Source organism: Streptomyces sp. NBC_01618 (assembly GCF_045209435.1).
Taxonomy (GTDB): Bacteria; Actinomycetota; Actinomycetes; order Streptomycetales; family Streptomycetaceae; genus Streptomyces.
The window spans coordinates 3,048,125-3,073,895 of the sequence record NZ_CP109297.1 but is presented as its reverse complement, the minus strand read 5'-3'; the positions used below and the strand labels follow the sequence as shown (position 1 = coordinate 3,073,895).

Annotated in this window: 18 protein-coding genes and 2 pseudogenes; 11 read left to right on the top strand and 9 right to left on the bottom strand. The window is 71.2% G+C overall.

Annotation, left to right across the window (positions count from 1 at the left end; translation table 11 throughout):
• Positions 1-32: 32 nt before the first annotated feature.
• On the bottom strand, positions 33-1,397 hold the full coding sequence (locus OH735_RS14325; protein WP_406386554.1) for an LCP family protein: 1,365 nt from the start codon (positions 1,395-1,397) through the stop codon (positions 33-35).
• Positions 1,398-1,673: 276 nt separating this feature from the next.
• On the opposite strand from OH735_RS14325, the gene OH735_RS14320 reads away from it, so the two are divergent.
• On the top strand, positions 1,674-2,687 hold the full coding sequence (locus OH735_RS14320; protein WP_406381879.1) for a glycosyltransferase family 2 protein: 1,014 nt from the start codon (positions 1,674-1,676) through the stop codon (positions 2,685-2,687).
• 63 nt (positions 2,688-2,750) lie between these two features.
• Here OH735_RS14320 and OH735_RS14315 read toward each other — a convergent pair whose 3' ends face one another.
• From OH735_RS14315 to OH735_RS14300, 4 genes and pseudogenes are all read right to left on the bottom strand, one after another.
• Positions 2,751-4,403, bottom strand: coding sequence for an LCP family protein (locus OH735_RS14315; RefSeq protein ID WP_406381878.1), 1,653 nt, complete (start codon positions 4,401-4,403; stop codon positions 2,751-2,753).
• A 50-nt stretch (positions 4,404-4,453) separates the two neighbouring features.
• Positions 4,454-6,265: an LCP family protein gene (locus tag OH735_RS14310; RefSeq protein ID WP_406381877.1), complete on the bottom strand. Its 1,812-nt coding sequence runs from the start codon at positions 6,263-6,265 to the stop codon at positions 4,454-4,456.
• Between the two features lie 222 nt (positions 6,266-6,487).
• Positions 6,488-7,750: pseudogene (locus OH735_RS14305) on the bottom strand (LCP family protein); the annotation flags it as partial.
• A 172-nt stretch (positions 7,751-7,922) separates the two neighbouring features.
• The gene (locus OH735_RS14300) at positions 7,923-8,675 is read right to left on the bottom strand and encodes a TIGR03089 family protein (RefSeq protein ID WP_406381876.1); all 753 of its coding nucleotides are present in this window, start codon (positions 8,673-8,675) and stop codon (positions 7,923-7,925) included.
• A gap of 137 nt (positions 8,676-8,812) precedes the next feature.
• On the opposite strand from OH735_RS14300, the gene OH735_RS14295 reads away from it, so the two are divergent.
• From OH735_RS14295 to OH735_RS14285, 3 genes are all read left to right on the top strand, one after another.
• The gene (locus tag OH735_RS14295; RefSeq protein ID WP_406381875.1) at positions 8,813-10,324 is read left to right on the top strand and encodes an N-acetylmuramoyl-L-alanine amidase; all 1,512 of its coding nucleotides are present in this window, start codon (positions 8,813-8,815) and stop codon (positions 10,322-10,324) included.
• Positions 10,325-10,403: 79 nt separating this feature from the next.
• Positions 10,404-11,495: a sugar phosphate nucleotidyltransferase gene (locus tag OH735_RS14290; protein WP_406381874.1), complete on the top strand. Its 1,092-nt coding sequence runs from the start codon at positions 10,404-10,406 to the stop codon at positions 11,493-11,495.
• A gap of 126 nt (positions 11,496-11,621) precedes the next feature.
• Positions 11,622-12,620, top strand: a complete 999-nt coding sequence (locus tag OH735_RS14285) for a DNA-3-methyladenine glycosylase family protein (protein ID WP_406381872.1) — start codon at positions 11,622-11,624, stop codon at positions 12,618-12,620.
• A gap of 30 nt (positions 12,621-12,650) precedes the next feature.
• On the opposite strand, the gene OH735_RS14280 is transcribed toward OH735_RS14285, so the two are convergent.
• The 3 genes from OH735_RS14280 to OH735_RS14270 are packed head-to-tail and all read right to left on the bottom strand — an operon-like array spanning position 12,651 to position 15,479.
• Entirely contained in the window at positions 12,651-13,973 is a 1,323-nt protein-coding gene (locus tag OH735_RS14280; protein WP_406381871.1) for a coenzyme F420-0:L-glutamate ligase, read from the bottom strand.
• Positions 13,970-14,926: a 2-phospho-L-lactate transferase gene (cofD, locus tag OH735_RS14275; protein WP_406381870.1), complete on the bottom strand. Its 957-nt coding sequence runs from the start codon at positions 14,924-14,926 to the stop codon at positions 13,970-13,972. The genes OH735_RS14280 and cofD overlap by 4 nt, the downstream gene beginning before the upstream one ends.
• Positions 14,927-14,939: 13 nt before the next feature.
• Complete coding sequence (locus OH735_RS14270; protein WP_406381869.1) at positions 14,940-15,479, bottom strand: cysteine dioxygenase; 540 nt, start codon at positions 15,477-15,479, stop codon at positions 14,940-14,942.
• Between the two features lie 720 nt (positions 15,480-16,199).
• Between OH735_RS14270 and OH735_RS14265 the strand changes: the two genes are divergently transcribed.
• From OH735_RS14265 to OH735_RS14255, 3 genes are all read left to right on the top strand, one after another.
• A complete protein-coding gene (locus OH735_RS14265; RefSeq protein WP_030927001.1) occupies positions 16,200-16,463 on the top strand; it encodes a WhiB family transcriptional regulator in 264 nt (87 codons plus the stop codon).
• Between the two features lie 549 nt (positions 16,464-17,012).
• Entirely contained in the window at positions 17,013-20,864 is a 3,852-nt protein-coding gene (locus OH735_RS14260; protein WP_406381868.1) for a glycosyltransferase, read from the top strand.
• Positions 20,861-22,381 (top strand): DUF5719 family protein, encoded by a 1,521-nt coding sequence (locus tag OH735_RS14255; RefSeq protein ID WP_406381867.1) that lies wholly within the window; start codon positions 20,861-20,863, stop codon positions 22,379-22,381. The genes OH735_RS14260 and OH735_RS14255 overlap by 4 nt, the downstream gene beginning before the upstream one ends.
• Before the next feature lie 42 nt (positions 22,382-22,423).
• On the opposite strand, the gene OH735_RS14250 is transcribed toward OH735_RS14255, so the two are convergent.
• Positions 22,424-22,852 carry a metallopeptidase family protein gene (locus tag OH735_RS14250; protein ID WP_406386552.1) on the bottom strand — a complete coding sequence of 143 codons (429 nt, stop codon included), beginning with the start codon at positions 22,850-22,852 and terminating at the stop codon, positions 22,424-22,426.
• A gap of 322 nt (positions 22,853-23,174) precedes the next feature.
• On the opposite strand from OH735_RS14250, the gene OH735_RS14245 reads away from it, so the two are divergent.
• The 4 genes and pseudogenes from OH735_RS14245 (at position 23,175) to OH735_RS14230 (ending at position 25,729) form a co-directional block, all read left to right on the top strand.
• The gene (locus OH735_RS14245) at positions 23,175-23,552 is read left to right on the top strand and encodes a DUF3499 domain-containing protein (RefSeq protein ID WP_406381866.1); all 378 of its coding nucleotides are present in this window, start codon (positions 23,175-23,177) and stop codon (positions 23,550-23,552) included.
• Between the two features lie 26 nt (positions 23,553-23,578).
• Positions 23,579-23,836, top strand: a pseudogene (locus tag OH735_RS14240) (L-lactate permease); the annotation flags it as partial.
• Positions 23,837-23,981: 145 nt separating this feature from the next.
• The gene (locus OH735_RS14235) at positions 23,982-25,349 is read left to right on the top strand and encodes a phosphomannomutase/phosphoglucomutase (RefSeq protein ID WP_406381865.1); all 1,368 of its coding nucleotides are present in this window, start codon (positions 23,982-23,984) and stop codon (positions 25,347-25,349) included.
• Between the two features lie 197 nt (positions 25,350-25,546).
• Positions 25,547-25,729: a Trm112 family protein gene (locus OH735_RS14230; protein WP_406381864.1), complete on the top strand. Its 183-nt coding sequence runs from the start codon at positions 25,547-25,549 to the stop codon at positions 25,727-25,729.
• The last annotated feature ends 42 nt before the right edge of the window (positions 25,730-25,771 follow it).

The following is a 25,771-nucleotide window of genomic DNA, read 5'->3' as shown; positions in this document are numbered from 1 at the left end:
ACCAGTACGCCCGAGCCCCGGCGTACCCGCGGTCACGGGCAGGCCACCTGGTCGCCCGTGACCGCGCCGAATTCGCCCCGGTTCGTATCCTCGCCCCGTACCCGGCGTACCTTCTCGAAGTCCGCGCCGGCCGTCACCTTCATCAGGGGGCCCTGCCCCCGCACCGGCCGCAGCTCGGCCCCGGGCAACGCGCCCGCCAGGGACTTCGCGGACTGGTCCCAGCGGGGGTCGTACGTGATCAGCGTGTGCGCGAGATTGCGCGGCTCCCCGTTCAGCGGGGCGCGCGTGGTGTTGAAACCGGTGGCGTGCAGCCCGTCGTCGATCGTCTTGCCGAGGCCGTCCTTCGGGGTCCCGTTGTAGACCTGGACCCGGATCTGCTGCGGGGCGACATCGACCTGCACGGCCTTCGGCCCGCTGGGCCGGACCGGGGAGAGCGGCCGGTCGTCGCGCAGCGCCTGGAAGAGCTTCTTCGACTTCGCCTCGTCCCACTTGACCGTGGAGCCGATGCCCTTGACCGGGTACGCGACGTTCCCCAGCGGGACGGAGGTGAACTCGGACGAGGCGGGGGAGAAACCGCGCATCGCCTGGCCGAGCTCCAGCATCTGATCCGTACCGAATCCCTTGTCGGCCCGGACCGAGCTCAGCATCGTCGACGCGACGTCCCGGAACTTCACGGGGTTCAGCAGCACGCCGCTGCTGGTCGCCTGCTTGATCAGTGAGGCGAGGAATTTCTGCTGGCGCTGCATCCGGCCCAGGTCGGCGGCCCCGTCGATGTGCCGGGAGCGTACGTACTGGAGTGCCTGCCCGCCGTTCAGCTCATGGGTGCCCGCGGCGAGGTCGAGACCGGTGTACGAGTCCTTCAGCGGCCGGGTCGTGCAGATCTGCACCCCGCCCAGGGTGTCGACCGTCTTCATGAAGCTGGTGAAGTCGACCTCCAGATAGTGGTCGATCTTGACGCCCGTCAGCTGCTCGACGGTCCGCACGGTCAGACCGGGCCCGCCCTCGGTGTAGGCGGCGTTCAGCTTCAGCGCGTGCCCGGCGTGCGTCGCGCCGGTGTTGCGGTCCTTGTACTCGGGGACCTCGGCGTAGCTGTCGCGGGGCAGCGAGACGATGCTCGCGCGCTCCTTGTCCGCCGACAGATGCACCATCATGACCGTGTCGGTGCAGTTGCACGGCGCACCGCCCAGCCGGTACTTCGCCTTCTCTTCCGGGGTGATCCGGTCGCGGCCGTCGGTGCCCACCAGCAGCAGATTCATGCCGTGACCGGCCCGCGGCCGGTTCTTCATGTCCTTGAACGGGTCGACCCGGTCGATCCCGGTCTCCAGGCTGGTCACCACCGCGTGGCCGATCCCACCGGCCCCGAGCACCAGCACGGAGATACCGGTCACCACCCGCATGCCCCAGCGGGGCCGCTCGTCCTGCCTTCTGGACCTGCGCTGCGGCGGAACTGCGCGGGAGCGCGGCGAACGGGGGGAGGGGTGCGGCCTGGGCACGGGGGAACCTCCGCGGTGCAAGGGGGACCGTTCGCACAGTAGGCCCATACGATCTGCAGTCCGGGACGCGACCCGGCGGCGCGCGCCCGTGTCCCCCATTCGCGGTAACGTGGCGGCCGAATATCGACGCCTGGTGGGGTGTGAACCCCTGGCGCCCCCGAGGACCACCCGAGGACCACCATGTCTGCCGCGCAGCACCCCGCCGTCTCCGTGATCATGCCGGTGCTCAATGAGGAACGCCATCTCAGGAACTCCGTCCGGCACATCCTGGAGCAGGAGTACGCAGGTGAGATGGAGGTGGTGATCGCGCTGGGCCCCTCCACGGACCGTACGGACGAGATCGCCGCGGAGCTGGTGCGCGAGGACCCCCGGGTGCACACCGTTCCGAACCCCACCGGCCGCACCCCCGCCGCGCTCAACGCCGCGATCAAGGCCTCCCGCCACCCCATAGTCGTGCGGGTCGACGGCCACGGCATGCTCTCGCCGAACTACATCGCGACGGCCGTCCGCCTCCTGGAGGAGACGGGCGCGCAGAACGTCGGCGGCATCATGCACGCCGAGGGCGAGAACGCCTGGGAGGACGCCGTGGCCGCGGCCATGACGTCGAGGATCGGCGTCGGCAACGCGGCCTTCCACACCGGCGGCCAGGCGGGCCCGGCGGAGACCGTGTATCTCGGTGTCTTCCGCCGTGAGGCCCTGGAGAAGGCGGACGGCTACAACGTGGAGTTCATCCGCGCCCAGGACTGGGAGCTGAACTTCCGCATCCGCGAGGCGGGCGGTCTGATCTGGTTCTCGCCCGAGCTGAAGGTGCAGTACCGGCCGCGGCCCTCGGTCAGGGCGCTCGCCAAGCAGTACAAGGACTACGGCCGCTGGCGGCACGTCGTCGCCCGCTACCACTCCGGCTCGATCAACCTGCGCTACCTGGCGCCGCCGACCGCCGTCTGCGCGATCGCGGCGGGCATCGTGGTCGGCGCGGCCGTCACCCCGTGGGCGTTCGTCGTCCCCGCCGGGTATGTCGCGGCGATCGTCGCCGGGTCCCTCCCGGCGGGCAAGGGCCTGTCGCTGAAGGCGCGGGCCCGGATCCCGGTGGCCCTCGCGACGATGCACATGTCATGGGGGTACGGCTTCCTGACCAGCCCGCGCTCGCTGGCGAAGAAGGTCATCGCCAGTCGGCGCCCGGCCGTCACCGCGTAACCGCGTAACCGCCGACGTGGTGGGGGCCCTCCGGGTGCACCGGAGGGCCCCCAACCGTGTCGGCTACCAGCCGAACCCCGGCTGGATGTCCATGCAGGCCGTCTCGTCGTCGCCGTTCAGGGCGCGGGCGCTCTCCGGCGTCTTCTCCTCGGCGCTGGGCGCGGCATAGTCCCCGTCCTCGCGCCAGTCCGCGCCCACGGTCAGCGTGATACCGGAGACCGCGGTCGACTTCTTCACCGCCGTCAGCGGAATGCCGAGCGCCTCGGCCACGGCCTGGGCATTGCCCTCCATGTCCACGCTGGGGAAGAGCACCCCGGTCCGTGCCGCCGCGTCGGTGTTCTGCGAGTCGATCGTGGCCTGGGTGAAGCCCTTCCCGGCCAGCAGTTCCTTGACCGCCATGGCGCGGCCCTTGACCGGGTACTCGGTGTCGGTGCGGGTGCCGTTGCGGACGCTGACCGGGATCTCGGCGACGGGCGCCGTGGGCTTCTTGGCGACCGGGGCCTTGCGCTTGGAGGCCTTGCCGTCGAGCGGGACGTCGTCGCGGACCATCCGGAACAGCTGATCGGCGTCGACGGGCTTGGGGAGCACCCGGCCCTTGTCCACGCCCGTTCCGTAGACGTTCGGCATCGTCGTCATCGTGATGCGCTTGGTGGGCACCTTCTTGAGCTCGCCCGCGAGGTTGTACAGCTTCGTGACGCTGCCGAGGCCCTTGTCGCCCTTGTCGACCGTCAGCGCGTTGGTCGCTGCCTCGGCGAGTCTCATCAGCTTGCCCGGGTCGGTGAGCTTGGTGCCCTTGCGCAGCTCACGGACCATCGAGTTCAAGTACATGTGCTGGGCCTGGGTACGGCTGAGGTCGGTGCCGTCCTTGAAACCGTAGCGGGTCCGCAGCCACTGAAGGGCCTGCTTGCCCTTGACCTTGGTGGTGCCCTCCTCCAGCTTCAGCCCGGAGCCCTTGCCGTCGCGCGTGTGGGAGTAGACGTTGCCCTTGACGCAGACCGGGACGCCGCCGATCGCGTCGGCCATCGAGACCACACCGGAGAAGTCGATCATCATGAAGTGGTCGATGGTGATGCCGGTGAGCTCGTACCAGGTGGCCACGGTGCACCCGGGACCACCGCGGCGGAGCGTCTCGTTGGTCATCGCCAGGCCCGTGGTCGCGGGGTAGACGTGCTTCGTCTTCGGGTCGGTGCACTTCGGGATCTTCAGCAGTGTGTCGCGCGGCATGCTGATCACCGACATGTTGCTGCGGTCGGCGGAGAGATGGAGCAGCATCTGTACGTCGGCCAGGGGCGACGCCCCGAAGGTGTCCCTGGCCCCGCCGAGCTTCTGGTTCTCCTTGGAGTCCCGCGCGTCCGAACCTATGAGCAGGATGTTCAGCGGGGTCTGACCGGCGGCGTTGACCTTGTGGTCGGCCATCTTCTTGTCGCCGAGCGTCAGGTCCGCCTTCTTGAGGTTCCCGTTGAGGTGCTCTACGTAGAGGTATCCGGCGACGGCGCCGCCGATTATGACGAGGGAGAGGACCGAGGCGACCCAGCGCAGTACGCGGCGTTTGCCCTTCTTGCCGTGCCGCGCCCCGCCCTTGCGATGGCCGCCGTCCGCGCCGATGTCGGGGCCCTTCTCCGGGGCGTCCGCGTAGAGCCCGTCGTCCCGGCCGAGTCGACCGGCGTGCCGGACGCGTGGTCGCGTCCCCTCCCCGGGCGTACCGCTCCGTCCCACCAGGACCCCCCCTGCTGCTCAGACTCGTGGTTCGGCGCAGTGACCCGGTGTCACTTGGCGCACTCTGCCTTGTCGGCGTTTGCCTGCTGAATGCCGTCCGGCACCTTTGCCGGTCCCGTGATGGGGATGCCCGCCCCCTTGAAGTCGGCGCCCAGGGTCAGCACCATCGCCTGGAGCCCCTCGGCGTCCGTGGTGCCCTGCTTCAGGGCCGAGCCGGGCAGGCCCATCATGGCGGCCAGCGCACGGGCCTGGTCCGCCTGGTTCGGTGCGTACTCCAGCGTCGTCTTGTCGATCTTCGCCGGGGCGTTGGCCTTGTTCGTGGACTTGAGCACGCCCTGGTTGTTCTGCAGCCAGACGACGGTCGTCTGCGCGGCACCGGGGACCTTGCCGCCGTTGTACACATCGACCCGTACGTCGGCCGCGGCGGCCTTGGTGCCCTTGAGGACCGCGTCCTGCTTGCTCTTCGCGGCCTTCTTCTGCTCCTTCACCTCGGTGAGCGAGGTGTCCTCGCGCATCATGGCGAACAGCGGGTCGGCCTTGGCCGTGTCCAGCACGACGGTGGCACGGACCTTCTCGGCCGGGTTGTCCATCACCGGCACCGTCGTGAAGGTGATGTTCTTGGTGTTGACCTTGCCGAGTTCCTGGGCCAGCGAGGCCAGCTTCTTCGGCGACCCGATGCCGGTGTCCACGGTGAGCGCACTGGTTGCCGCGTTCGCCAGCTTGAACAGCTTGGTCGGGCTGGTCAGGGTGTCGTCCGACTGCATCTGCCGGATCATCGAGGCGATGAACTGCTGCTGGACCTTGATCCGGTCCAGGTCGCTCTCGTTGCCGAAGCTGTGCCGGGTCCGTACGAACGCCAGGGCGTCCTCGCCCTGGATCCGGTGCTCACCCTCCGACAGGTCCAGATGCGAATCCTTGTCCTTGACCGGCTTGGCCAGACAGATCTTGACGCCGCCGACCGCGGTGGACAGCTCCTTAACCGCGTTGAAGTCGACCATCATGAAGTGGTCGGGCTTCAGGCCGGTGATCTCCTCGACCGTACGCATGGTGCAGCCCGGGTCGCGGTCCTCCTGGCCGAGGCTCTCGTTGAAGCGGACGTTCTGCGTCCCCGGAATGACCTTCTTCGTGCCGTCCGGCTGCGTGGTCTCGCAGTCCGGGATGTTGGTGATCATGTCGCGGGGGATGCTGAGCGCCGTCGCGTTGGTGCGGTCCTTGGAGACGTGGAAGAGGATGTTGGTGTCGGCGTGGCCCACGCTGTCCTTGTCGCCGTATCCCTCGTTGCCCTTGCCGGTGCGCTTGTCGGTACCGATGATCAGGATGTTGACCGGGGCGTCGTTGTCGAAGACGTTCTTGTTGCCGGCCCCGCCCACGTCGACGGTGCTCAGGTTGCCGTTGAAGTGCTGGTAGAGCGCGTATACGCCCACCGACAGGCCGACGAGTACGAAGGCCATCACGCCGCCCGTCCACAGCAGCGCCTTCTTGCGGCGCGCCTTGGGGGCCTTGCGGCTGCGGCGGCCCGCCGTGTCGCCGCGGCCGGAACCCTCCTGGCCGCGCGGGCCATTGGCCGAGCGGCGCCCGCGCTGCCCCGGCACCTCGCGGCGCGGACCGGATTCCTGCCCGTCACGCCGGGACTGTCCCCGGCGCTCGCCATCGCCGTCACGGGACGTGTTTCTGCGCCCGCCGCTGCCTTCACGGTCCGGCTCTCTGCGACGCGGGATGCGCGGGCCCGGAGCCTGGGAAGCACCGGCCGAATCCCCTCCGGAATTATTCAGTCGCAGTTCGTAATCACCGGTGTGCGGATTGAGAACCCACTGGTCTGCGGGGTCGATATTGTTCGACCGCCCACGGCTTTGCGCATCCACGGTTGCTTGAGTCCTCCGTCGGTGCCACGCGAGGCGCCTCCCCGATCAGGCGCTCGATCTTTCGCTCCGGAAGTGCGCGGCCTGACGGCCGGAAGCACCGGATCGCGTCACACTATCGGCCCAGTTCGGCGTTGAGCGACGAGCGTGACAAATTCCACGGTCCTTACAACTGGTCATTCTGCTCATTACACGCCGATCATCGGCTTCTGCTTGGGAATTGCTTTACTGCTTGCACAGGTCCGCCGCCGCGTTGTTGCCCGAATAGGTCGGTGTGGGACTCGGGTCCGCGGCGCCCGGTGTATCGGCCGGGGCATTGTTTTTCCCGTTGTTCTTCCCGGCGTCATCCCCGCCGTCCTTGTTGCCGTCGAGCCGGTCCGCGGGAACGACGGCGACCGGGGCGTCCTCACGCAGCCGCTTGAAGAGCCGGTCCGCGTCGGGCTGGACGAGTTCGTCCCGGTTCGGGTCGGCGGCGTACGGCTGCCGGGGCACGGTCAGGAACTGCACCTTGTCGGTCGGTACGTCGCGCAGGCCGCGTACCAGCTCGTACAGGTCCTTGAGGGTGTCCAGGCCCGGATCCGTGGTCAGCGCCTTGGTGGCCGCGTCCAGCACCGGATAGAGACGGGTCGGGTTGAGCAGTACGCCATTGCTCTGCACCTTGTTGACCAGCGCGCCCAGGAACCGCTGCTGGCGGTCCATCCGTTCGGTGTCGCTGCCGTTGCCGATGGACTTGCGGGCCCGTACGTACCCAAGCGCCTGCTCGCCGTCGAGCTTCTGGCGTCCGGCGGGGAGCTTCAGATGGGCGTCGGGGTCGTCGACCGGCTTCGTGAGGCAGACCTCGACACCGTTCACCGCGTCGACCATGTCCTTGAAGCCGTTGAAGTCGACGACCATCTGGTGGTCGATGCGGACGCCGGTCAGCTTCTCGACCGTACGCACCGTGCAGGCGGTACCACCGAACTCGAAGGCCCAGTTGAACTGGGCGAATTGTTTCTTCGTGGCCTTGCCGTCCGGTGTGTGGCAGACCGGGATCCGCACCATCAGATCGCGCGGCAGGGACATCGCGGTGACGCTCTTCCGGTCCGCGGCGAGGTGCAGCAGGATCGTGGTGTCGGAGCGTTGGCTGCCGCCGTCGTCCCGCCCGTACTCGCGGTTGTCACCGGCCCGGCTGTCGGAGCCGATGAGCAGGATGTTCTCCGCGTCGTGCACCACGGTGGCGGGCCGCTCCCGCTCGTACACCTTGAGCTCGGCCGCCGCGGAGGTGTCGGTCCTGATGTTGCCGTCGAGTTTCCGGTACAGCCACCAGCCGCCGCCCGCCGCGACCAGGACGACGAGCGAGACGCCGAGCGCGGTCCAGCGAAGCCAGTGGTGCCTGTGCCCGGCAAGGGGTTCCGGGCCGGAGCCGTCCCCGGCCTGCGACGTGCCCGGGCCCGCGGCCGAGTCGTCGGAGTCGTCCGGCGGTCCGGCGCTTTCGCTCACGTCTGCGTCCATCCTTCACGTTCGGCGGCGCGTTGGGCCGCCGGTCGCAGGAGTAGACGGCTGGACCTCACGCTTGGTTGTATCCCGAGTGGTCTGTACCGCCGATGATGTACCGGAGTTGACGCGCAGCCCCGAGGACTCGGCCCGCTGTGGGCCGGACGAGTGATCCGCAGGGCGCTTGTCATACCGTGCTGTTGGTGACCCGTTCACTCTCGACGCGCTTGGCAAGACCGTCCTCGTCCAGCTGTCCCAGGTGCCGGCACAGGACCACGGAGGCCCCGGCGGCCAGCGGCGCGAACAGCCCCGCGCTCAGGCCGTCCCAGGTGTCGTACGTACGTCCCGTCAGCAGCCGCGACCCGGCGGTCAGGCCGAGGGCGGCCGCGTCCTCGCGGGCCCGCGCCACCAGTTGCGCCGCGGTCAGCTCGCCGCCGCCCACCGCGAGCGCGGGAGCGTCCGGGTCCACCGGGGCGAACGGGGCGAACCGGTCGCCCTGGCCCGGCACCTCGACCGCGTAGTCCGCGAAACCCTCGGGCGTCCGCGGGAACCTGCCGCCCAGCGGGCGCAGCGCCAGGGCGACCCGCTCGCCGCGGCAGGCGCGCGCGGCCTCCAGCGTGTCCGGGCCGCTGACGACGAGGTCGGCGCCGGCCGGGTCGCCCTGCACGTCGGCGATCACGCCGACCGAGGAACAGGCGAGCAGCCACACCGCGGACTGCCAGTGCGCGGGCAGCAGAAGGGCGAGCCGGTCACCGGGCTCCGCGGCGAGGTCGCCCTGGAGGAGGTTGGCGGTCTTGGCCACCCAATTGGCGAAGGTGGCCACCGACAGTTCGACGCGTTCTCCGGTGGCGTCGTCGTAGAAAGTGACCAAGGGGCGGGCCGGGTCCGCGGCGAGCGCGGAACGCAGCAGGTCGGCGGGGGTGCGGTCGGTGGCGTTCATCCGCGCAAGGGTACGCGGCGGCGCCGGGCCGGGTGGGGCGGACGGGCGCGGGGTACACCGGTTGGACAGACGGCCCGTCAAATGCGCGGAGATACCCGGGTAGCCGGAGTTGCCGGTATATGGCCAGGATCGTTCGTATGCGTGCCTTCATTGCATCTTCGATCGGTGTCACCTGCGCGGCGGCTCTCGTACTGCCGTCGGCCGCGCCCGCGGGCGCCGACACCGCCACTGCCCCCGCCGACACCTCCACAGCCCCCGCCGAGTCCGCCGAGCCCTCCGACGTGGCGGGCTCGACGCAGTCCCTGCCGATGTCGCCCCTGCCGGATGCGTCCGGCCGGGCCACCGACGAACCCACCCGGACCGCCGAGGCCGCCGAACAGGGGCTGCCCGAACGCGAGGTCCGCCCGTTCTCCCTGGTCGGCGTCGTCTGGAACGACGTCGACACCGAACTCCACGGCACCGTCCAGGTCCGTACCCGCGCCATCGGCACCACCCGCTGGTCCGACTGGCAGGACCTGGAGACGCACAACGCCGAGCATGCCGCCGACCCCGGGACCGCCGAGCGCGAGTCCGGCACCGTCCGCGGCTCGACCGCCCCGCTCTGGGTCGGTGAATCGGACGGTGTCGCGGTCCGGGTACACCCGGAGGCGTCCGACCCGCAGGACCGGACCTCCCCCGCCGTACCGCTGCCCACCGGCCTGCGCCTCGAACTCGTCGACCCCGGAAAGGACCCGCAGCAACTCCCCGCAGCGGGCGCCGAGGCAGACGCCGGGAACGCCGGGACCACCGGGAACACCGGGACCACCGGGAACGCGCGGAACGCCGGCGACGCCGGGGGCGGGGGAGACACCGGAGACACCGGAGACACCGGAGACACCAGTGACGCCTGGGGCACCGCCGACATCCCCGACGCCGACATCCCCGACGCCGACACCGACGGCCGCACCACACCGCTCGAACCGAGCGTGCTCCCCGCCCTGAGCAAGCAGGAGACCGAGGCCCTCGGCGAGGCGGAGGCCGGACTCGCGCCCGGCGCCCAGCCGTACATCGGACCCCGCCCGCGCATCATCACCCGCAAGGGCTGGGGCGCCGACGAGAAGCTCCGGGAGAGCGCCTTCGTGTACACCAAGAGCGTCAAGGCCGCGTTCATCCACCACAGCGCCACGGGCAACAACTACACGTGCTCCCAGGCGCCCGCGGTCCTGCGCGGCGTCTACCGCTACCACGTCAAGAGCAGCGGCTGGCGCGACATCGGCTACAACTTCGCCGTCGACAAGTGCGGAAACATCTACGAAGGGAGGGCGGGAGGCGTGACGAAGCCCGTTCTGGGAGCCCACACGCTCGGCTTCAACACCAACAGCATGGGCATCGCCGTGCTCGGCACCTTCACCAGCTCGAACCCGCCCGCCGCCGCGGTGAACGCCGTCGCGGAACTCACCGCCTGGAAGCTCGGCCTGTTCGGAGCCGACCCGCGGGGCAAGGTCACGCTCGTCTCCGGCGGCGGGAACAAGTTCAAGAAGGGGACGAAGGCCAAACTCAACGTCATCTCCGGCCACCGGGACGGTTTCGCAACCGAATGCCCCGGAGCGCGTCTCTACAAGAAGCTCGGCTCGGCCCGGACCACCTCGGCGCAGCTGCAGGGCCGCTGACCGGGGACGGCCGTACCGGTCTGCATACACTGGCCAGCCGAAACCAGGACAGGCCCCACCAGGAAGCAGAGTCAGCGCTGTGACAGAGGCAAGAGAAGCGATCCTCCTGGTCGGCGGCAAGGGAACCAGACTGCGCCCGCTCACGGTGCACACCCCGAAGCCCATGGTCCCGGCAGCGGGCGTCCCGTTCCTCACGCACCAGTTGGCGCGTGCCCGGGCCGCCGGGGTCGAGCACATCGTGCTCGCGACGTCGTATCTGGCGGAGGTCTTCGAACCGTACTTCGGGGACGGTTCGTCGCTCGGTCTCCACATCGAGTACGTCACCGAACGCGAACCCCTCGGTACCGGCGGCGCGATACGCAACGTCGCGTCCCGGCTCGCCGCGGGTCCCGACGAACCGGTGCTCGTCTTCAACGGTGACATCCTCACCGGCCTCGATATACGGGCGCTGGCCGCCTCGCACACCACATCCGGAGCGGACGTCTCCCTCCACCTCACCCGGGTCGAGGACCCGCGCGCCTTCGGCCTCGTACCGACGGACGGCACCGGCAGGGTCACCGCGTTCCTGGAGAAACCCGAGACGCCCGAGGAGATCGTCACCGACCAGATCAACGCGGGGGCGTACATCTTCCGCCGGTCGGTCATCGACACCATCCCGGCCGGCCGCCCGGTCTCCGTCGAGCGCGAGACGTTCCCCGGACTGCTTGCCTCCGGCGCACACCTCCAGGGCATGGTCGACTCCACGTACTGGCTGGACCTCGGCACCCCGCAGGCCTTCGTACGCGGCTCCGCCGACCTGGTACTGGGCCGCGCCCCGTCCCCGGCCGTGCCCGGCCGGTGCGGCGACCGGCTCGTCCTGCCGACGGCCTCGGTGGCCGCCGACGCCAAACTCAGCGGCGGTACGGTCATCGGCGAGGGCGCCCTGATCGGCGAGGGAGCCCGGATCGACGGCTCCGCGGTGCTGGCCGGCGCGGTCGTCGAACCGGGAGCCGTGATCACGGACTCGCTGGTCGGAGCCGGTGCCAGGATCGGCAGGCGTACGGTGATCGAGGGAGCGGTCATCGGGGACGGGGCGCGGGTCGGCGCCGACAACGAACTGCGCGCCGGAGTCCGCGTCTGGTGCGGGGCGGTCCTGCCGGACGCATCGGTGCGCTTCTCGTCCGACGAGTAGGACGAACAGGCGAGTAGGACGAACAGGCGAGTAGGGCGAACAGGCGAGTAGGACGAACAACCGGCCCCGGGCACCCGCCACTGCGCTTACCCTCGACAGGCACCCCCGACGACCGAGGACCTCACCGTGGCAGGACGATTCGCACCCCGCAGTGCCCCTCGCGCGGCCGTCCCGCACCAGGCGGCGGCTCCGGCGACGGACGCGCTGACCCGCGACTGGACCCCGCCCGGCCCGCTCGACCTGCGCCTGGTCCTCGGCCCACTGCGCCGCGGCCCCGCCGACCCCACCTTCCGGATGACCCGGGACGGCACGGTCTGGCGGGCCGGCCGCACGCCCGCGGGCCCCGGCACCCTCCGCCTCACGGCCCGGGGTGGCCGGATCGAGGCGGCGGCCTGGGGACGGGGCGCGCCCTGGCTGCTGGACCAGCTGCCGACACTGCTCGGCGCGACGGACGACCCGGACGTTTTCCGCCCGCGCCACCGGCTGCTCGCCCTGACCCGGCACAGCCGCCCCGGCCTGCGCCTGCTGCGCACCGGCCTGGTCATGGAGTCCCTGATCCCGTCGATCCTCGAACAGAAGGTCACCACGGACGAGGCCTACCGCGCCTGGCGCCACCTGGTCCGCACCCACGGCACCCCGGCACCCGGCCCCGCGGACGATGCCGCGTTCACCGCCCTCGGCCTGCACGTCATGCCGGACGCCCGCACCTGGTCACTGATCCCGTCCTGGGAATGGCACCGCGCGGGCGTCGACGCCAAGCGCTCGGCCACGATCCTGCGCGCGGTACGGGTGGCCCGCCGGCTGGAGGAGGCGGCCGCCATGGAGCTCCCGCAGGCCATGGCCCGGCTGGAACTGATCCCCGGCATCGGCCCCTGGACCTCGGCCGAGACCCTCCAGCGCTCGAACGGCGCGGCGGACGCGGTCACGGTCGGCGATCTCCATCTCCCCGGCATCGTCGGCCACGCCCTGGCGGGGAACAGAAACGCCGACGACGAGGAAATGCTGGCCCTTCTCGCCCCCTACGAGGGCCAGCGCCACCGGGCGACCCGCCTCATCCTGCTCTCGGGCCGCACCCCACCCCGCCGGGCCCCACGCATGACCCGAGGCGACATCGCCCGCCTGTAGCGGGGAGGCACCGCCGCCCCCGCTCCCGCCTCACCGCACCGCGACGAACTCATCCGCACCCCGTACCGCCCGCGCCGCGGGCGCCACCGCCGGACGCCCCACCGCAACCGCCCCCAACGGGTCCCACGACTCCGGCAGTTCCAGCACCTCCCGCACCACATCGCGGCAGAACATCGTCGACGACACCCACGCCGAGCCGAGCCGCTCGCCCGCCAGCGCCACCAGGAAGTTCTGGATGCCGGCCCCCGCGGCGACCACGAACATCTCGCGCTCCGCCGTGTCCCGCCGCTCGTCCCCGTACGTGTGGGAGCCGTCCATCACCAGGCACGGCACCACCAGATACGGCGCCCGGCGCAGTACATCGCCCCGCCGTACCCGCTTCGCGATCGACTCCTCGCCGCGGCCGTCCCGGCGCAGATCCGCGATCCACGCATCCCGCATCGCGTCGAGCAGCCGGGTCCGCGCCCCCTCCGACTCCAGGAGCACGAAGCGCCACGGCGTCGTGTGATGCGGCGCCGGTGCCGTCACCGCCGCGGCCACGGCTCGCCGCACCGCCCCCGGGTCCACCGGGTCGTCGGTGAACTCGCGCACCGTACGCCGCAGGGTCACCGCCTCCCGTACCGCCTCGGACGTGCCGAGCCGGAACATGTCATCGGCAGCGACCCGCACCATCGCCCGGGCACCGCCCGCGGAGTCCGTCGGGTCCACGACATGACCGAGCCCCCGCACCACCGCGACCGGCAGCCCCGAAGCCTTGCCCTTGACCAGATCACCGGCCGCGGCCAGCTCATCGGCGGTGGCGACGACGGTCGCGCTCAGCGGATTGCCGTACGCGTCCGTGCCGCCCCGCAGATCGTCCAGCACCAGGACCCCGGCAGCCCCGATCGCGACATCGGTCAGCCCGTTGCGCCACGGCCGCCCGAAGGTGTCCGTGACGACGACCCCGACCTCGACGCCGAGGGTGTCCCGCAGCCCGTCCCGGATGGCGCGCGCCGAGGCATCCGGATCCTCGGGAAGCAACAGCACCGTTCCGGCAGGGGTGTTCGAGGCGTCGACCCCGGCTGCGGCCATGACGAGACCCTGCCGGTTCTCGACGATCCGCAGCGCGCCGCGGCGCGCCACCACCCGTACCGTCTCGGCGTCGATCGCCGCTTCCCGGTCGGTGGCCTCGACGATCCGGCCCTCCGCCTTGGAGACGATCTTCGATGTGACCAGCAGGACGTCACCGTCGACCAGCTCCGGCCCGGCGGCGGCGATCAGCTTCGCCAGATCGTCCCCGGCCCGCACCTCGGGCATCCCGGGCAGCGCCCAGACCCGGTACGAGGGAGCCTCGCCGGAGGACTCGGCGCTCACGCCCGTACCTCCCCGGCCAGCGCCAACGCCTGCCGCGCCATCTCAGCCGTGGCGTCGGCGTCCGTCATCATCAGTGGCACGGCACGGCACCGGATCCCCGAGGCCTCCACCTCGTCGACCGCCCCGGCGTCCACCGTGTCGACGAGCCATCCGTCGAGCAGCCCGGAGCCGTAGTGCCGGGCCACGGCCGACGCCGTCGACTCGACGCCCACCGCGGCGAGCACCTTGTCCGCCATCCCGCGCACGGGCGCGTCCCCGACGATGGGGGAGAGGCCGACGACCGGCACCCCGGCCTCGGCGATCGCCTCCCGGATCCCGGGCACGGCGAGGATCGTCCCCACCGACACGACGGGGTTGGACGGCGGGAAGAGGATGACATCGGCCTTGGCGAGGGCCTCCAGCACGCCCGGCGCCGGCTTGGCCTGCTCGGCGCCGACCGGCACGACCGCCTGCGCCTCGACCGAGGCACGCAGCTTCACCCAGTACTCCTGGAAGTGGATCGCTCTGCGCTCGCCGTCCAGGTCGACCGCGACATGCGTCTCGACCCGGTCGTCGGACATCGGCAGCAGCCGGACGCCCGGCTTCCAACGCGCGCAGAGCGCCTCCGTGACGGCGCTCAGCGGATAGCCCGCGCCCAGCATCTGCGTACGGACGATGTGCGTCGCGAAGTCGCGGTCGCCGAGCCCGAACCACTCGGGCCCCACGCCGTACGCCGCGAGTTCCTCCTTGACGTGGAAGCTCTCGTCCGTACGCCCCCAGCCCTGTTCCTCGTTGATGCCACCGCCGAGGGTGTACATCACGGTGTCGAGGTCGGGGCAGACCTTCAGCCCGAACAGATGGATGTCGTCACCGGTATTGCCGATCACCGTGATGTCCGCGTCGGGCGCGGCCTGCTTGAGGCCACGCAGAAAACGAGCACCACCGATACCGCCGGCCAGAACCACAATGCGCATGCACAGCAGTTTGTCAGGCGGGTACGACATCCACGGTCGCCGGGGCGCATTGCACCGCGTGCATCGGCATCTCGGTCAGACCCGGGTAATAGATGTGCAGACTGACGGCCGGTTCGATGGAGTCGTTGACCACTTCGTGCACGTAGCCGGGTGCGAAGACGCGCTGCGCGCCGGGGGCCAGTGTCCGCGTGCCGCGTTCGGTGTGCTCGGTCAACCGGCCGTCCAGGACGGTCAGTACGCCGGAGGACGGGCCGTGGTCGTGGTGCCCGCTGCCCTGGCCGGGGACCCAGCTGAGCAGCCACACCTCGTAACCGAGTGGGGTCTGCCCTGCCTGGGCGGAGCCGGGAGCCTGGGGAACGGTGCGCAGCCGGTGGTACCAGCGGCTGGTGGTGTCGTACCGGACGAGCGGCGCCCACTGCGCGCGGTCGGCGGCGATCGCGCGGGCGAGCCCGACGAACTCGGCCACGGTGGAAGGGTGCTCGCGGGCCGGCTGGAGGAGGTGCTGGACCTCGAGGATGTCGCCGGCGATCTGAAGGTCGCTGTCGCTGTTCATGGAAGCGGTGGTTCCTCGGCATGGGAGGTGCATGTGCGGGGTGTCACGGAGACCTGAGAGCCACAAAAACGCGGAGAGAAGGCGCTACGGAGTCGCTCAGCGAGGAAGCTCTGCGCAAGAGGAGCTGGAAGCCGGACCGGCCCGGATCGGAGCCGGTGCCCTACGGCGTCAACAGCTGCGACAGCTCGAACAGCAACAGCGGGCCTGGACAGCAGTACGGAACCCACGGAGGTGGGTGGTGTACATCGCTGCGGTCGCTGGCATGCAGTCAAGGAGACCGGCTCGACCTGCCACTGTCAACCCAATGCCCGATTTGGGAGGCAATATTTCACCTCATCCGGTTACTGGCGACGGAGAAAGGTTTGTGCGGTCGTTGTGACGGAGATGTGGCGCATCAGCCGTGTCCGCAAACGTCGTTGGGGTCTTGTGACCCGACTGTGATCTTGATCGCTTCGGTGATCGAATCGAAACATGACGGTGGCACCGGTCGTCTCACTGAGTGAGAGAAGGGGATGCGGTGGAGCCGGTGGCATATGTCAGGTTTTTGGAGATTTGCACACTTTCCGCATACCCTTGGTTCCGCAGAGTGAATACCGGGGCCAATAGCAGATCTTCGCTTGACTGGCCCGGAGCTACACACTTGTAATTTCACTCGTGTCGTTCGGCCGCAATCAGTAACGGCTGCATCACGGGGACGCGAGAGACAGACGAGGGGCGCACATGACCGAGCTGTTCCAGCAACTGCTGGTCGAGGACGCGGACGAGGAACTCGGCTGGCAGGAGCGCGCACTGTGCGCGCAGACCGATCCCGAGTCCTTCTTCCCCGAGAAGGGCGGATCCACCCGCGAGGCCAAGAAGGTCTGTCTCGCCTGTGAAGTCCGGTCCGAATGCCTTGAGTACGCGCTTTCCAATGATGAACGGTTCGGAATCTGGGGCGGCCTCTCGGAACGCGAACGGCGCCGCCTGAAGAAGGCCGCTGTCTGACGGCGAACCGCCGCGGCACCGGACCACCGCGGCAACGGGCGCGCCGCCGAGCGCCGCGACAACAGAACACCGCGCACCGGATCACCACGACCCGGGTGCGTCCCGAGCACCGGCCGCGCTCCGGACCGGGACCGACCATGGCCCGTCGCCTGCATCCTGCCCACAGGCGACGGGCCATCGCCATGTCCGCCGCCGCCTGCCCCGTCGCTCTACTGCCGGTCCGTCGCCTGCCCCGTCGCTCTACCACCCGGCCCGCCCCTCCCCGTCGCTCCGGCGCTCGCCCCGCCTCCTCCCCGTCGCTCTACCACCCGGCCCGCCCCTCCCCGTCGCTCCGGCGCTCGCCCCGCCTCCTCCCCGTCGCTCCGCCGCCCGGCCCGCCTCCGCCCCGTCTCGGCCCTCGTTCAACCGCTCGGCGCCACCGTGGGTTATCCGTACCGTTAGTGTGGGGCTCCGTCCGAGACGCGCCAACGCCCCGACGGCGCGCGCGTGTACACCGATGCAGCCCCGGGGGGACGTCCCCCCGGACCCGGCCGGAGGGCCCGTACCTCGATGTCCGTGCACAGCCAATCGACGGCGCCGTACGCGGCCGCCGCCGCCCCAGAGTTCCCCCGGCACGTCGTCACCGCCGTGCTCGTCTCCCATGACGGCGCACGCTGGCTGCCCGACGCGCTCGCCGGGCTGCTCGGGCAGGAACGCCCCGTACAGAACGTCGTCGCCGCCGACACCGGCAGCGCCGACGACTCCGCGCGGCTGGTCACCGAGGCGCTCGGCGCCGAACGCGTCCTGCATCTTGCGCGCCGTACGAGCTTCGGCACCGCCGTCGACGAGGCGACCCGCACGACCGGTGCCCTCACCCCCGAAGACCTGCCGTACCTGAAGCGCCCCAGCAGCTGGGACCCCGCCAGCAGGACCTGGCGCGACGACGCGTACGACCTGCCCGAACTGCCGCACGGCGAACCGGTGCAATGGCTCTGGCTGCTCCACGACGACTGCGCACCCGAGCCCGACGCGCTCGCCGAGCTGCTGCGCGTCGTCGACAACGACCCGCACGCCGCGATCGTCGGCCCCAAACTCCGCGGCTGGTACGACCGCAGGCAGCTGCTCGAAGTCGGCGTCTCCATCGCCAACAGCGGCCGCCGCTGGACCGGACTCGACCGGCGCGAGCAGGACCAGGGCCAGCACGACCAGGTCCGTACCGTGCTCTCCGTATCCACCGCGGGCATGCTGATCCGCCGTGACATCTGGGAGGAGCTCGGCGGGTTCGACCGCAGGCTCCCGCTGATGCGTGACGACGTCGACCTGTGCTGGCGCGCCCACACCGCGGGACACCGGGTGCTCGTCGCCCCCGACGCCGTCCTCAGACACGCCGAGGCGTCCGCCCGCGAGCGCCGCCCCATCGACTGCGCGGGACGCTCCGTCGCCTCCCCGCACCGCGTCGACAAGGCCGGCGCCGTCTACACGATGCTGGTCAACGCACGCGCCAAGGCCCTGCCGTGGGTGATGCTCCGGCTCGTCGTCGGAACGCTGCTGCGTACCCTCGCCTATCTCGTCGGCAAGGTGCCCGGCCAGGCCCTCGACGAGGTCGCCGGGCTCTTCGGCACCCTGCTGCGCCCCGGACGGATCCTCGCGGCCCGGCGCAGCCGCGGCAGGGGCGCCGTCGACCAGGCCGAACTGCGCGGCCTCTTCCCGCCGCCCGGTGCCACCGTCCGTGCCACCGTCGAGCAGGTCGCCGGAAACTTCGGCAGCGGCTCCGAAGCCGACTCGGGCGGCTCGCGGCACGGCGCCGTGGAGTCCGGTCCCGGCGGTGACGACGCCGACTTCCTGGAGATCGAGCAGTTCGCGCGGCTGAAGCGGATCGGGCGCAAGCCGGGCCCGGTGCTCTTCGCCGTCCTGCTGTTCGTCTCGCTCGTCGCCTGCCGCGGCCTGCTCGGCGGCGGAGCGCTCGCGGGCGGCGCGCTACTGCCCGCGCCCGCCGACGTCTCCGGCCTGTGGGGCGCGTACGCGGACGGCTGGCACCCGGTCGGCACCGGCGGCACACAGACCGCGCCGCCCTATCTCGCCATCATCTCGGCGCTGTCCGCGCTGTTCCTCGGCTCGACCGGCTTCGCGCTCACGCTGCTGCTGGTCTGCTCGGTCCCGCTCGCCGGACTTACCGCCTACTTCGTCTCCCGGCCGCTGCTCGAATCGAGGCTGCTGCGGGCCTGGGCGAGCATCGCGTACGCCTTCCTGCCGGCCGCGACCGGCGCACTGGCGACCGGCCGCCTCGGCACCGCCGTCCTGGCCGTCGTGCTCCCGCTGATCGCCCGCGCCGCCGTCTCCGCGCACGGCATGCGGGCCGACGGCGACGCCCGCGGAAGCTGGCGCGCCACCTGGGCGTACACGCTGCTCCTCACCTTCGCGATGGCGTTCACGCCCATCGTCTGGCCGCTCGCGGTGGTCCTCGGCATCGGTGTGCTGGCACTGCGCCGCGACGACATCGTCGCGTACGGGCTCCGCTTCCTCGCCGCGATCGGCACGCCGCTGCTCGTCCTCGCGCCCTGGTCGCTCTCGCTCCTCGGCAGCCCCTCCGGCTTCCTGAAGGAGGCGGGCCTGGACATCGGTACGGGCACGGCCTCGGCACTCGACCTGCTCGGCATCAGCCCCGGCGGCCCCAAGGCCGCGGGCGGCGTACTGCTGCTCGGCATCGTGTTCGCCGCGCTGGCCGCGCTGCTGCGCGGGGAACGGCAGTTCGCGGTGCGCACCGCGTGGGCCGTCGCGCTCGTGGCACTGGTCTTCGCCGCGCTCGCCAACGGCTCGGGCTGGGCGGGCCCCGCCACCCTCGTCTACGGCATCGCGCTGATCGCCGCCGCGCTGGTGGGCGCGGACGGCGCCCGGGTACGCGTCGCCGAACTCAGCTTCGGCTGGCGCCAGCCCGTCGCCGCACTGATCGCCCTCGCCGCGGGCCTCGCCCCGGCGCTGGCCGCCGTCGGCTGGATGATCGGCGGCGCCGCGGGCCCGCTGGAGCGCCGCGACCCGGTGCAGGTGCCGGCGTTCGTCGCGGAGGAGAGCGCCACCCGCGACCAGCCGCGCACCCTGGTCCTTGGCGGCACCTCGCCCGCCACCGTCTCGTACACCCTGGTACGCGGCTCCGGCGCGCGGCTCGGCGACGCCGAACTGGCCGAGGCGGGCGGCGACAACAGCCACCTCGACAAGGTCGTCGCCAACCTGGTCGCGGGCTCCGGCGCCGATCAGGGCAGCCAGCTCAGCGGCTTCGCGATCCGTTACGTACTGGTACGGGACGGCGCTCCGAAGGAGATGAGCCGGGTCCTCGACGCGACCCCGGGCCTCAGCAGGCTGAGCCAGCTGGACGGCAGCGCGCTGTGGCGGGTCGACCGGCAGGTCGCCCGCGTCATGATCGTCCCGTCCGACGCCGGCGCCGAACCGCTGCCCGTGGGCGCCCTCCCCGTCGAGGCGCACACCAAGATCCCGGCGGGCGGTTCCGGCCGGGTGCTGCGGATCGCGGACGCCGCCGACCCCGGCTGGCAGGCCACGCTGAACGGCCGGACGCTGACCCGTAAGACGGTCGACGGCTGGGCCCAGGGCTTCGAGCTCCCCGCCGAGGGCGGCACGCTGGACCTCACGTACGACACCCCGCTCAGCCACACCGCCTGGATCTGGGCCCAGAGCGCGCTGGCCGTGGTCCTGCTGGTCCTCGCCCTGCCGGGCCGCCGCCGGGAGATCGACGACGACCTGCCCGAGGAGGCCATGACGGTGCCCGCGGAGCCGGTCGCGGGCGAGGGGCGCCGGGCACGCAGGCTCCGCGCGGCCGCCCAGGCGGAAGCGGAGTCGGAGCAGGCCGGGAGCGGGAGCGCCGAGGAGGCACCGGACGCGGCGGGCCAGAACATCCCCGCCCAGCAGACCACCGAGCCGCAGCCCCCTCAGCAGGCGCAGCCGGATCCGCAGCAGAGCGACGACAGTGATGTCTTCGCCCCGCAGGCCGACAGCGGTCAGTACGCGGCGGTGCCGCAGCAGCAGTACGGCGAATGGGACGCGCAGCAGTACCACCAGGGCGCCGACTACCAGCAGTACCACGGCGAGCACCAGTACCAGGACGGCCAGTACGGCGCGCAGCACGAGCACCAGGCCGCGGCGGACCCGTACCAGCAGAACGCCTACGACCCGTACGGCTACGCCCAGCAGCAACAGCAACAGCAACAGCAACAGCAACAGCAACAACAGCAGTACGACGCGCAGGCCCCGTACGCCCCGCAGGTCCCGCAGTACGACCCGCAGGCCTCCTACGACCCTCAGGCCGGCTACGGCGGGCAGGGCCCGTACGACCCGCAGAACCCCGACGAGAACCCCGCCCCCGGCCAGTACCCGTGGCCGACCGGTAACGCATCGCGAGGCGAGTCCGAGTGAAGTCCACCAGCCTGTCCCTCATCGCGGGCGCCGCAGCCCTCGCCGCGGTCACCGGATTCGCCGCGCTCACCGCGCCCGGCGGCGGGGGTGCGACGGAGGCGAAGGCCGCCGCCCGGCTGCCGGTGGAACGGTCCAGCCTGCTCTGCCCGGCGCCCGGCCTCTCGGACCTCGCGGAGACGACGTACACGTCCTTCACCCCGTCGGGCGGCAGCGGCAGTGGCGGCGAGGCCGGGGCCGCCGAACTGAAGCAGACCACGTCCGCCACCGTCGACGAGAACGGCAAGAAGGACGAGAAGGGCAAGAAGAAGGCGGATCCCGAAAAGCCGGTCGTCTCCCTCAAGGAGCCCGGCAAACCGGCCACCGCCGACGCGTCCGGCGCCGACGCCCCCGCACTCGTCGGCACCGCCACCGGGCGTCTGGCCCCCGGCTGGACCGCCCAGCAGACCACCACGGTCGAGGCGGGCAGCGCCCGCGGCCTGCTCGGCGTCAGCTGCACCGGACCCGACACGGACTTCTGGTTCCCGGCCGCGAGCACCGCGAAGTCCCGCGAGGACTACGTCCACCTCACGAACCCGGACGACAGCGCGGCCGTCGCCGACATCGAGCTGTACGGCCCGGACGGCACCCTCAAGTCCGACGTCGGTGAGGGCATCACGGTGCCCGCCCGGTCCAGTGTCCCGGTCCTGATCTCCACGCTGACCAGCGAGGCGGCCGAGGACGTGACCGTCCACGTCACCACCCGTACCGGACGCGTCGGCGCGGTCGTCCGGGCCGCGGACGAGCAGACGGGCAGCGACTGGCTGGCCGCCTCGGCCGACCCGTCGGGCACCCTGGTGCTCCCAGGCATTCCGGCGGACGCCACCTCGGTCCGTCTGGTGGCCTTCGCACCCGGCGACGACGACGCCGATCTGAAGGTGAGACTTCTCGGCAAGAACGGCGCGATCTCCCCGGCCGGGCACGAGGACCTCCACGTCAAGTCGAGGATGACCGCGGGCGTCGACCTGAAGGACATCACCAGGGGCGAAGCCGGCTCCCTGCTGCTGACCCCGGCCGACGGCGGCAAGGGCACCCCGGTCGTGGCCGCGCTGCGCGTGATCCGCGGCAAGGGCGACGGGCAGGAGGTCGGCTACATCCCGGCGACCGGTCCGGTGGGCGCGCAGGCCACCGCGGCCGACAACCGGGCCAAGGGATCGACCCTCTCGCTCACCGCGCCGGGCGCCACCGCCACCGTGAAGGTCATCGCCTCAGCGGGCAGCGAGGGCGGCGAAGAGACCGTCAAGACGTACACGGTCAAGGGCGGTACGACGCTCGCGGTGACCCCGTCCGTACCGTCCGGGCTCAAGGGCGGCTACGCGCTGACGGTCCGGACGGAGTCGGGCGGCCCGGTCCACGCCGCACGCACGCTCAGCCTCCCGCAGAACGGCATCGAGATGTTCACCGTGCAGACCCTGCCGTACGACGGCGGAACGGTCGAGGTGCCCGCGGCCGAACAGGACCTCTCGGTCCTGGACGACTGAGCCGGCGGTACGGGTGGGCGGGCGCCGGCCGCCCTGCCGGGCCTACTCCTGCCCGTACCGCGGATCCACCGACTCCGGCGACAGCCCGAGCAAGTCCGCGACCTGCTCCACCACGACCTCGTGCACCAGCAGGGCACGCTCGTCACGGTTCTTGGTACGGATCTCGACGGGCCGCCGGTAGATGACGATCTGCGCGGGCCGGTCCTTCTTCGCGGAGACCGCGCGCCCCAGCGGAACGGTCTCCTCCTGCGTCGCCGGCACATCGAGCACCATGAAGTCGACCTCGGCCAGCTGCGGCCAACGCCGCTCCAGCCGCTCCACCGAGTCCTGCACGAGATCACGGAAGCTCTCCGACCTGCTGACCGAGAGCGGCACCTGGGGCGGGGCGACGGGCCCGCGCATGCCACGGCCATGGCGGTCACGACGGCGCGGGCGCGGCTCGGACGGGTGGGGCGGTACGGGACTGTCCATCACTGACGCAGGGTAACTCTCCGCCGCGCGAGCGGATCGCCGCTCCCTGACAGGGCGTCGGAATGTCCAATTCTGAACAATCCGGCCAGGCCGGAGCCCGTTTCAGGTCCCGCTCCTGACCGTTGATCTCTTGGTGAATGACAGCTTTTGTGCCGAGTGGTGACCGGAATCGTTGCCGGTACGACCGGTGCTGCTGTCTTCCTCCGCAGGTCAGGAGGGCTGCCCGAAAGGCGGTCGGGCCGGAGGTCACGGGGCGACACGGTGGGGTGACCTGAGGGAGAGTCGTCGCAGCCCGCTCAAGAGTGCGGTACCGTCCAACATCGTGAGCCCTGTACGTCGCTGTTCGCGCACCGCGTGCGGCCGCCCTGCCGTCGCGACACTGACGTACGTCTATGCCGACTCGACTGCGGTCCTCGGCCCGCTCGCCACCTACGCCGAGCCCCACTGCTACGACCTCTGTGCCGAGCACAGTGAGCGGCTGACCGCGCCGCGTGGCTGGGAAGTCGTCAGGCTCTCCGACCCCTCCGCCCCCACCCGCCCCAGCGGCGACGATCTCGAAGCACTCGCCAATGCGGTACGGGAAGCGGCGCGTCCGCACGACCGCGGCGACGGCAGGAGCGGTGGCGGTCCGCAGGCCGCCGATCCGATGGAGGTCGCGCGCCGCGGCCATCTGCGGGTGCTGCGCTCACCGGACTCCTGAGGGCGGCGCTCCGCCCGCGGTCCCTCAGGCTCTCCGACGACCCCCGCATCCAGGCGCTCGTCATCGCCTTCTGCTTCGGCGCGCTCCTCGAAGCCCTCGCCGGCTTCGGTGCGCCCGTCGCGATCTCCTCGGTGATGCTGGTGGCGCTCGGCTTCGAACCGGTGAAGGCGGCCGTCGTCTCGCTCGTGGCCAACACCGCGCCCGTCGCGTTCGGCGCCATGGGTACCCCCGTGGTGACGCTCGCCCAGGTCACCGGGGTGCCGCTGGACGACGTGGCCTCCGTCTGCTGGCCGGCCTGGTCACCGCCGGCGGCACGGCACCCGATCCCGCCGCACCGCGGTATCGCACCACCCCTGGAGACCCCGCGGTCCGCCCGAACCGCCGCCGGGTAGTTTGGGCGGTCCGCAGAAATCTCAGGAGGACCGGCCCGTGGCTGCTGATCTGTCGCAGATCGTCAAGGCGTACGACGTACGCGGGGTGGTCCCCGACCAGTGGGACGAACCGCTGGCCGAACAGTTCGGAGCGGCATTCGTCGAGGTCACGGGCGCGGACGCGATCGTGATCGGCCATGACATGCGGCCCTCGTCGCCCGGCCTCTCGGGAGCCTTCGCGCGCGGCGCGGCGGCGCGCGGCGCGGACGTCACACTGATCGGCCTCTGCTCGACCGACCAGCTGTACTTCGCCTCCGGCAGCCTGGGGCTTCCCGGCGCGATGTTCACCGCCTCGCACAACCCGGCGCAGTACAACGGCATCAAGCTCTGCCGGGCGGGCGCCGCACCCGTGGGCCAGGACACCGGTCTCTCGGAGATCCGCGCCCTGGTCGAGAAGTGGTCCGAGACCGGCGCGCCGCCCCCGGCGGCCACCCCCGGCACCGTCACCCGGCGCGAAACGCTCACCGACTACGCCGCGCACCTGCTGTCGCTGGTGGACCTCGCGTCGATCCGCCCGCTGAAGGTCGTCGTCGACGCGGGCAACGGAATGGGCGGCCACACAGTCCCGACCGTCTTCGCGAACCTTCCCGTCGACCTCGTACCGATGTACTTCGAGCTGGACGGCACGTTCCCCAACCACGAGGCCAACCCGCTCGACCCGAAGAACCTCGTCGACCTCCAGGCCCGCGTCGTGGCCGAGGGCGCCGACCTGGGCCTCGCCTTCGACGGCGACGCCGACCGCTGCTTCGTCGTGGACGAACGCGGCGCGGGCGTCTCCCCGTCCGCGATCACCGCCCTCGTCGCGGCCCGGGAACTCGCCCGCAACGGCGGCAAGGGCACCGTTATCCACAACCTGATCACCTCACTCACGGTCTCCGAGGTCGTCCGCGAGAACGGTGGCATCCCGGTCCGTACCCGCGTGGGCCACTCCTTCATCAAGGCGGAGATGGCCGGGCACGGCGCGATCTTCGGCGGTGAACACTCCGCGCACTACTACTTCCGCGACTTCTGGAACGCCGATACGGGCATGCTCGCCGCGCTCCACGTCCTGGCCGCGCTGGGAGGCCAGCCGGGCACGCTGTCGGAACTGGTCGCGCAGTACGACCGCTACACCGGATCCGGCGAAATCAACTCCACGGTCACCGACCAGGCGGGCCGTACGGCAGCGGTACGCGACGCCTTCGCGAGCCGCGACGGAGTCACGACCGACGACCTCGACGGCCTGACCGTCACGGCCCCCGACTGGTGGTTCAACCTGCGCGCCTCCAACACCGAACCCCTGCTCCGCCTGAACGTCGAAGCCCGTGACGAACGGACGATGACGGCGGTACGGGACGAGGTACTGGCACTGGTCCGGGCCTTGTAGGACATTTTCGGCCTCGCCGGCGTCTGAGGCGCGGAGTCCGGGGCGGCGCCCCGGTTTCGGGAAGGGGCGGGTAGGGGACAGGCCCGCCGCAGGCGCCCCGGCCCCGGCTCCACCCCCCACCCCCCGGCGGTAGGCTGACGTCGCCTGATCCGCGTGAACCCGAACCGCTTGTCCGAATGCTTGAAGGGACTCACCCCATGCCGCTCGAAGCCGGCCTTCTGGAGATCCTCGCCTGCCCGGCCTGTCACTCTCCGCTCGACGACCGGTCGGCGACCGACAGCCCCGAACTCGTCTGCACCGGCAAGGACTGCGGCCTGGCCTACCCGGTACGGGACGGCATCCCCGTCCTCCTCGTCGACGAGGCCCGCCGCCCCGCGTAACGGCATCCGCATCCCGCACGGTGATCAGCACGTGATCGGAGG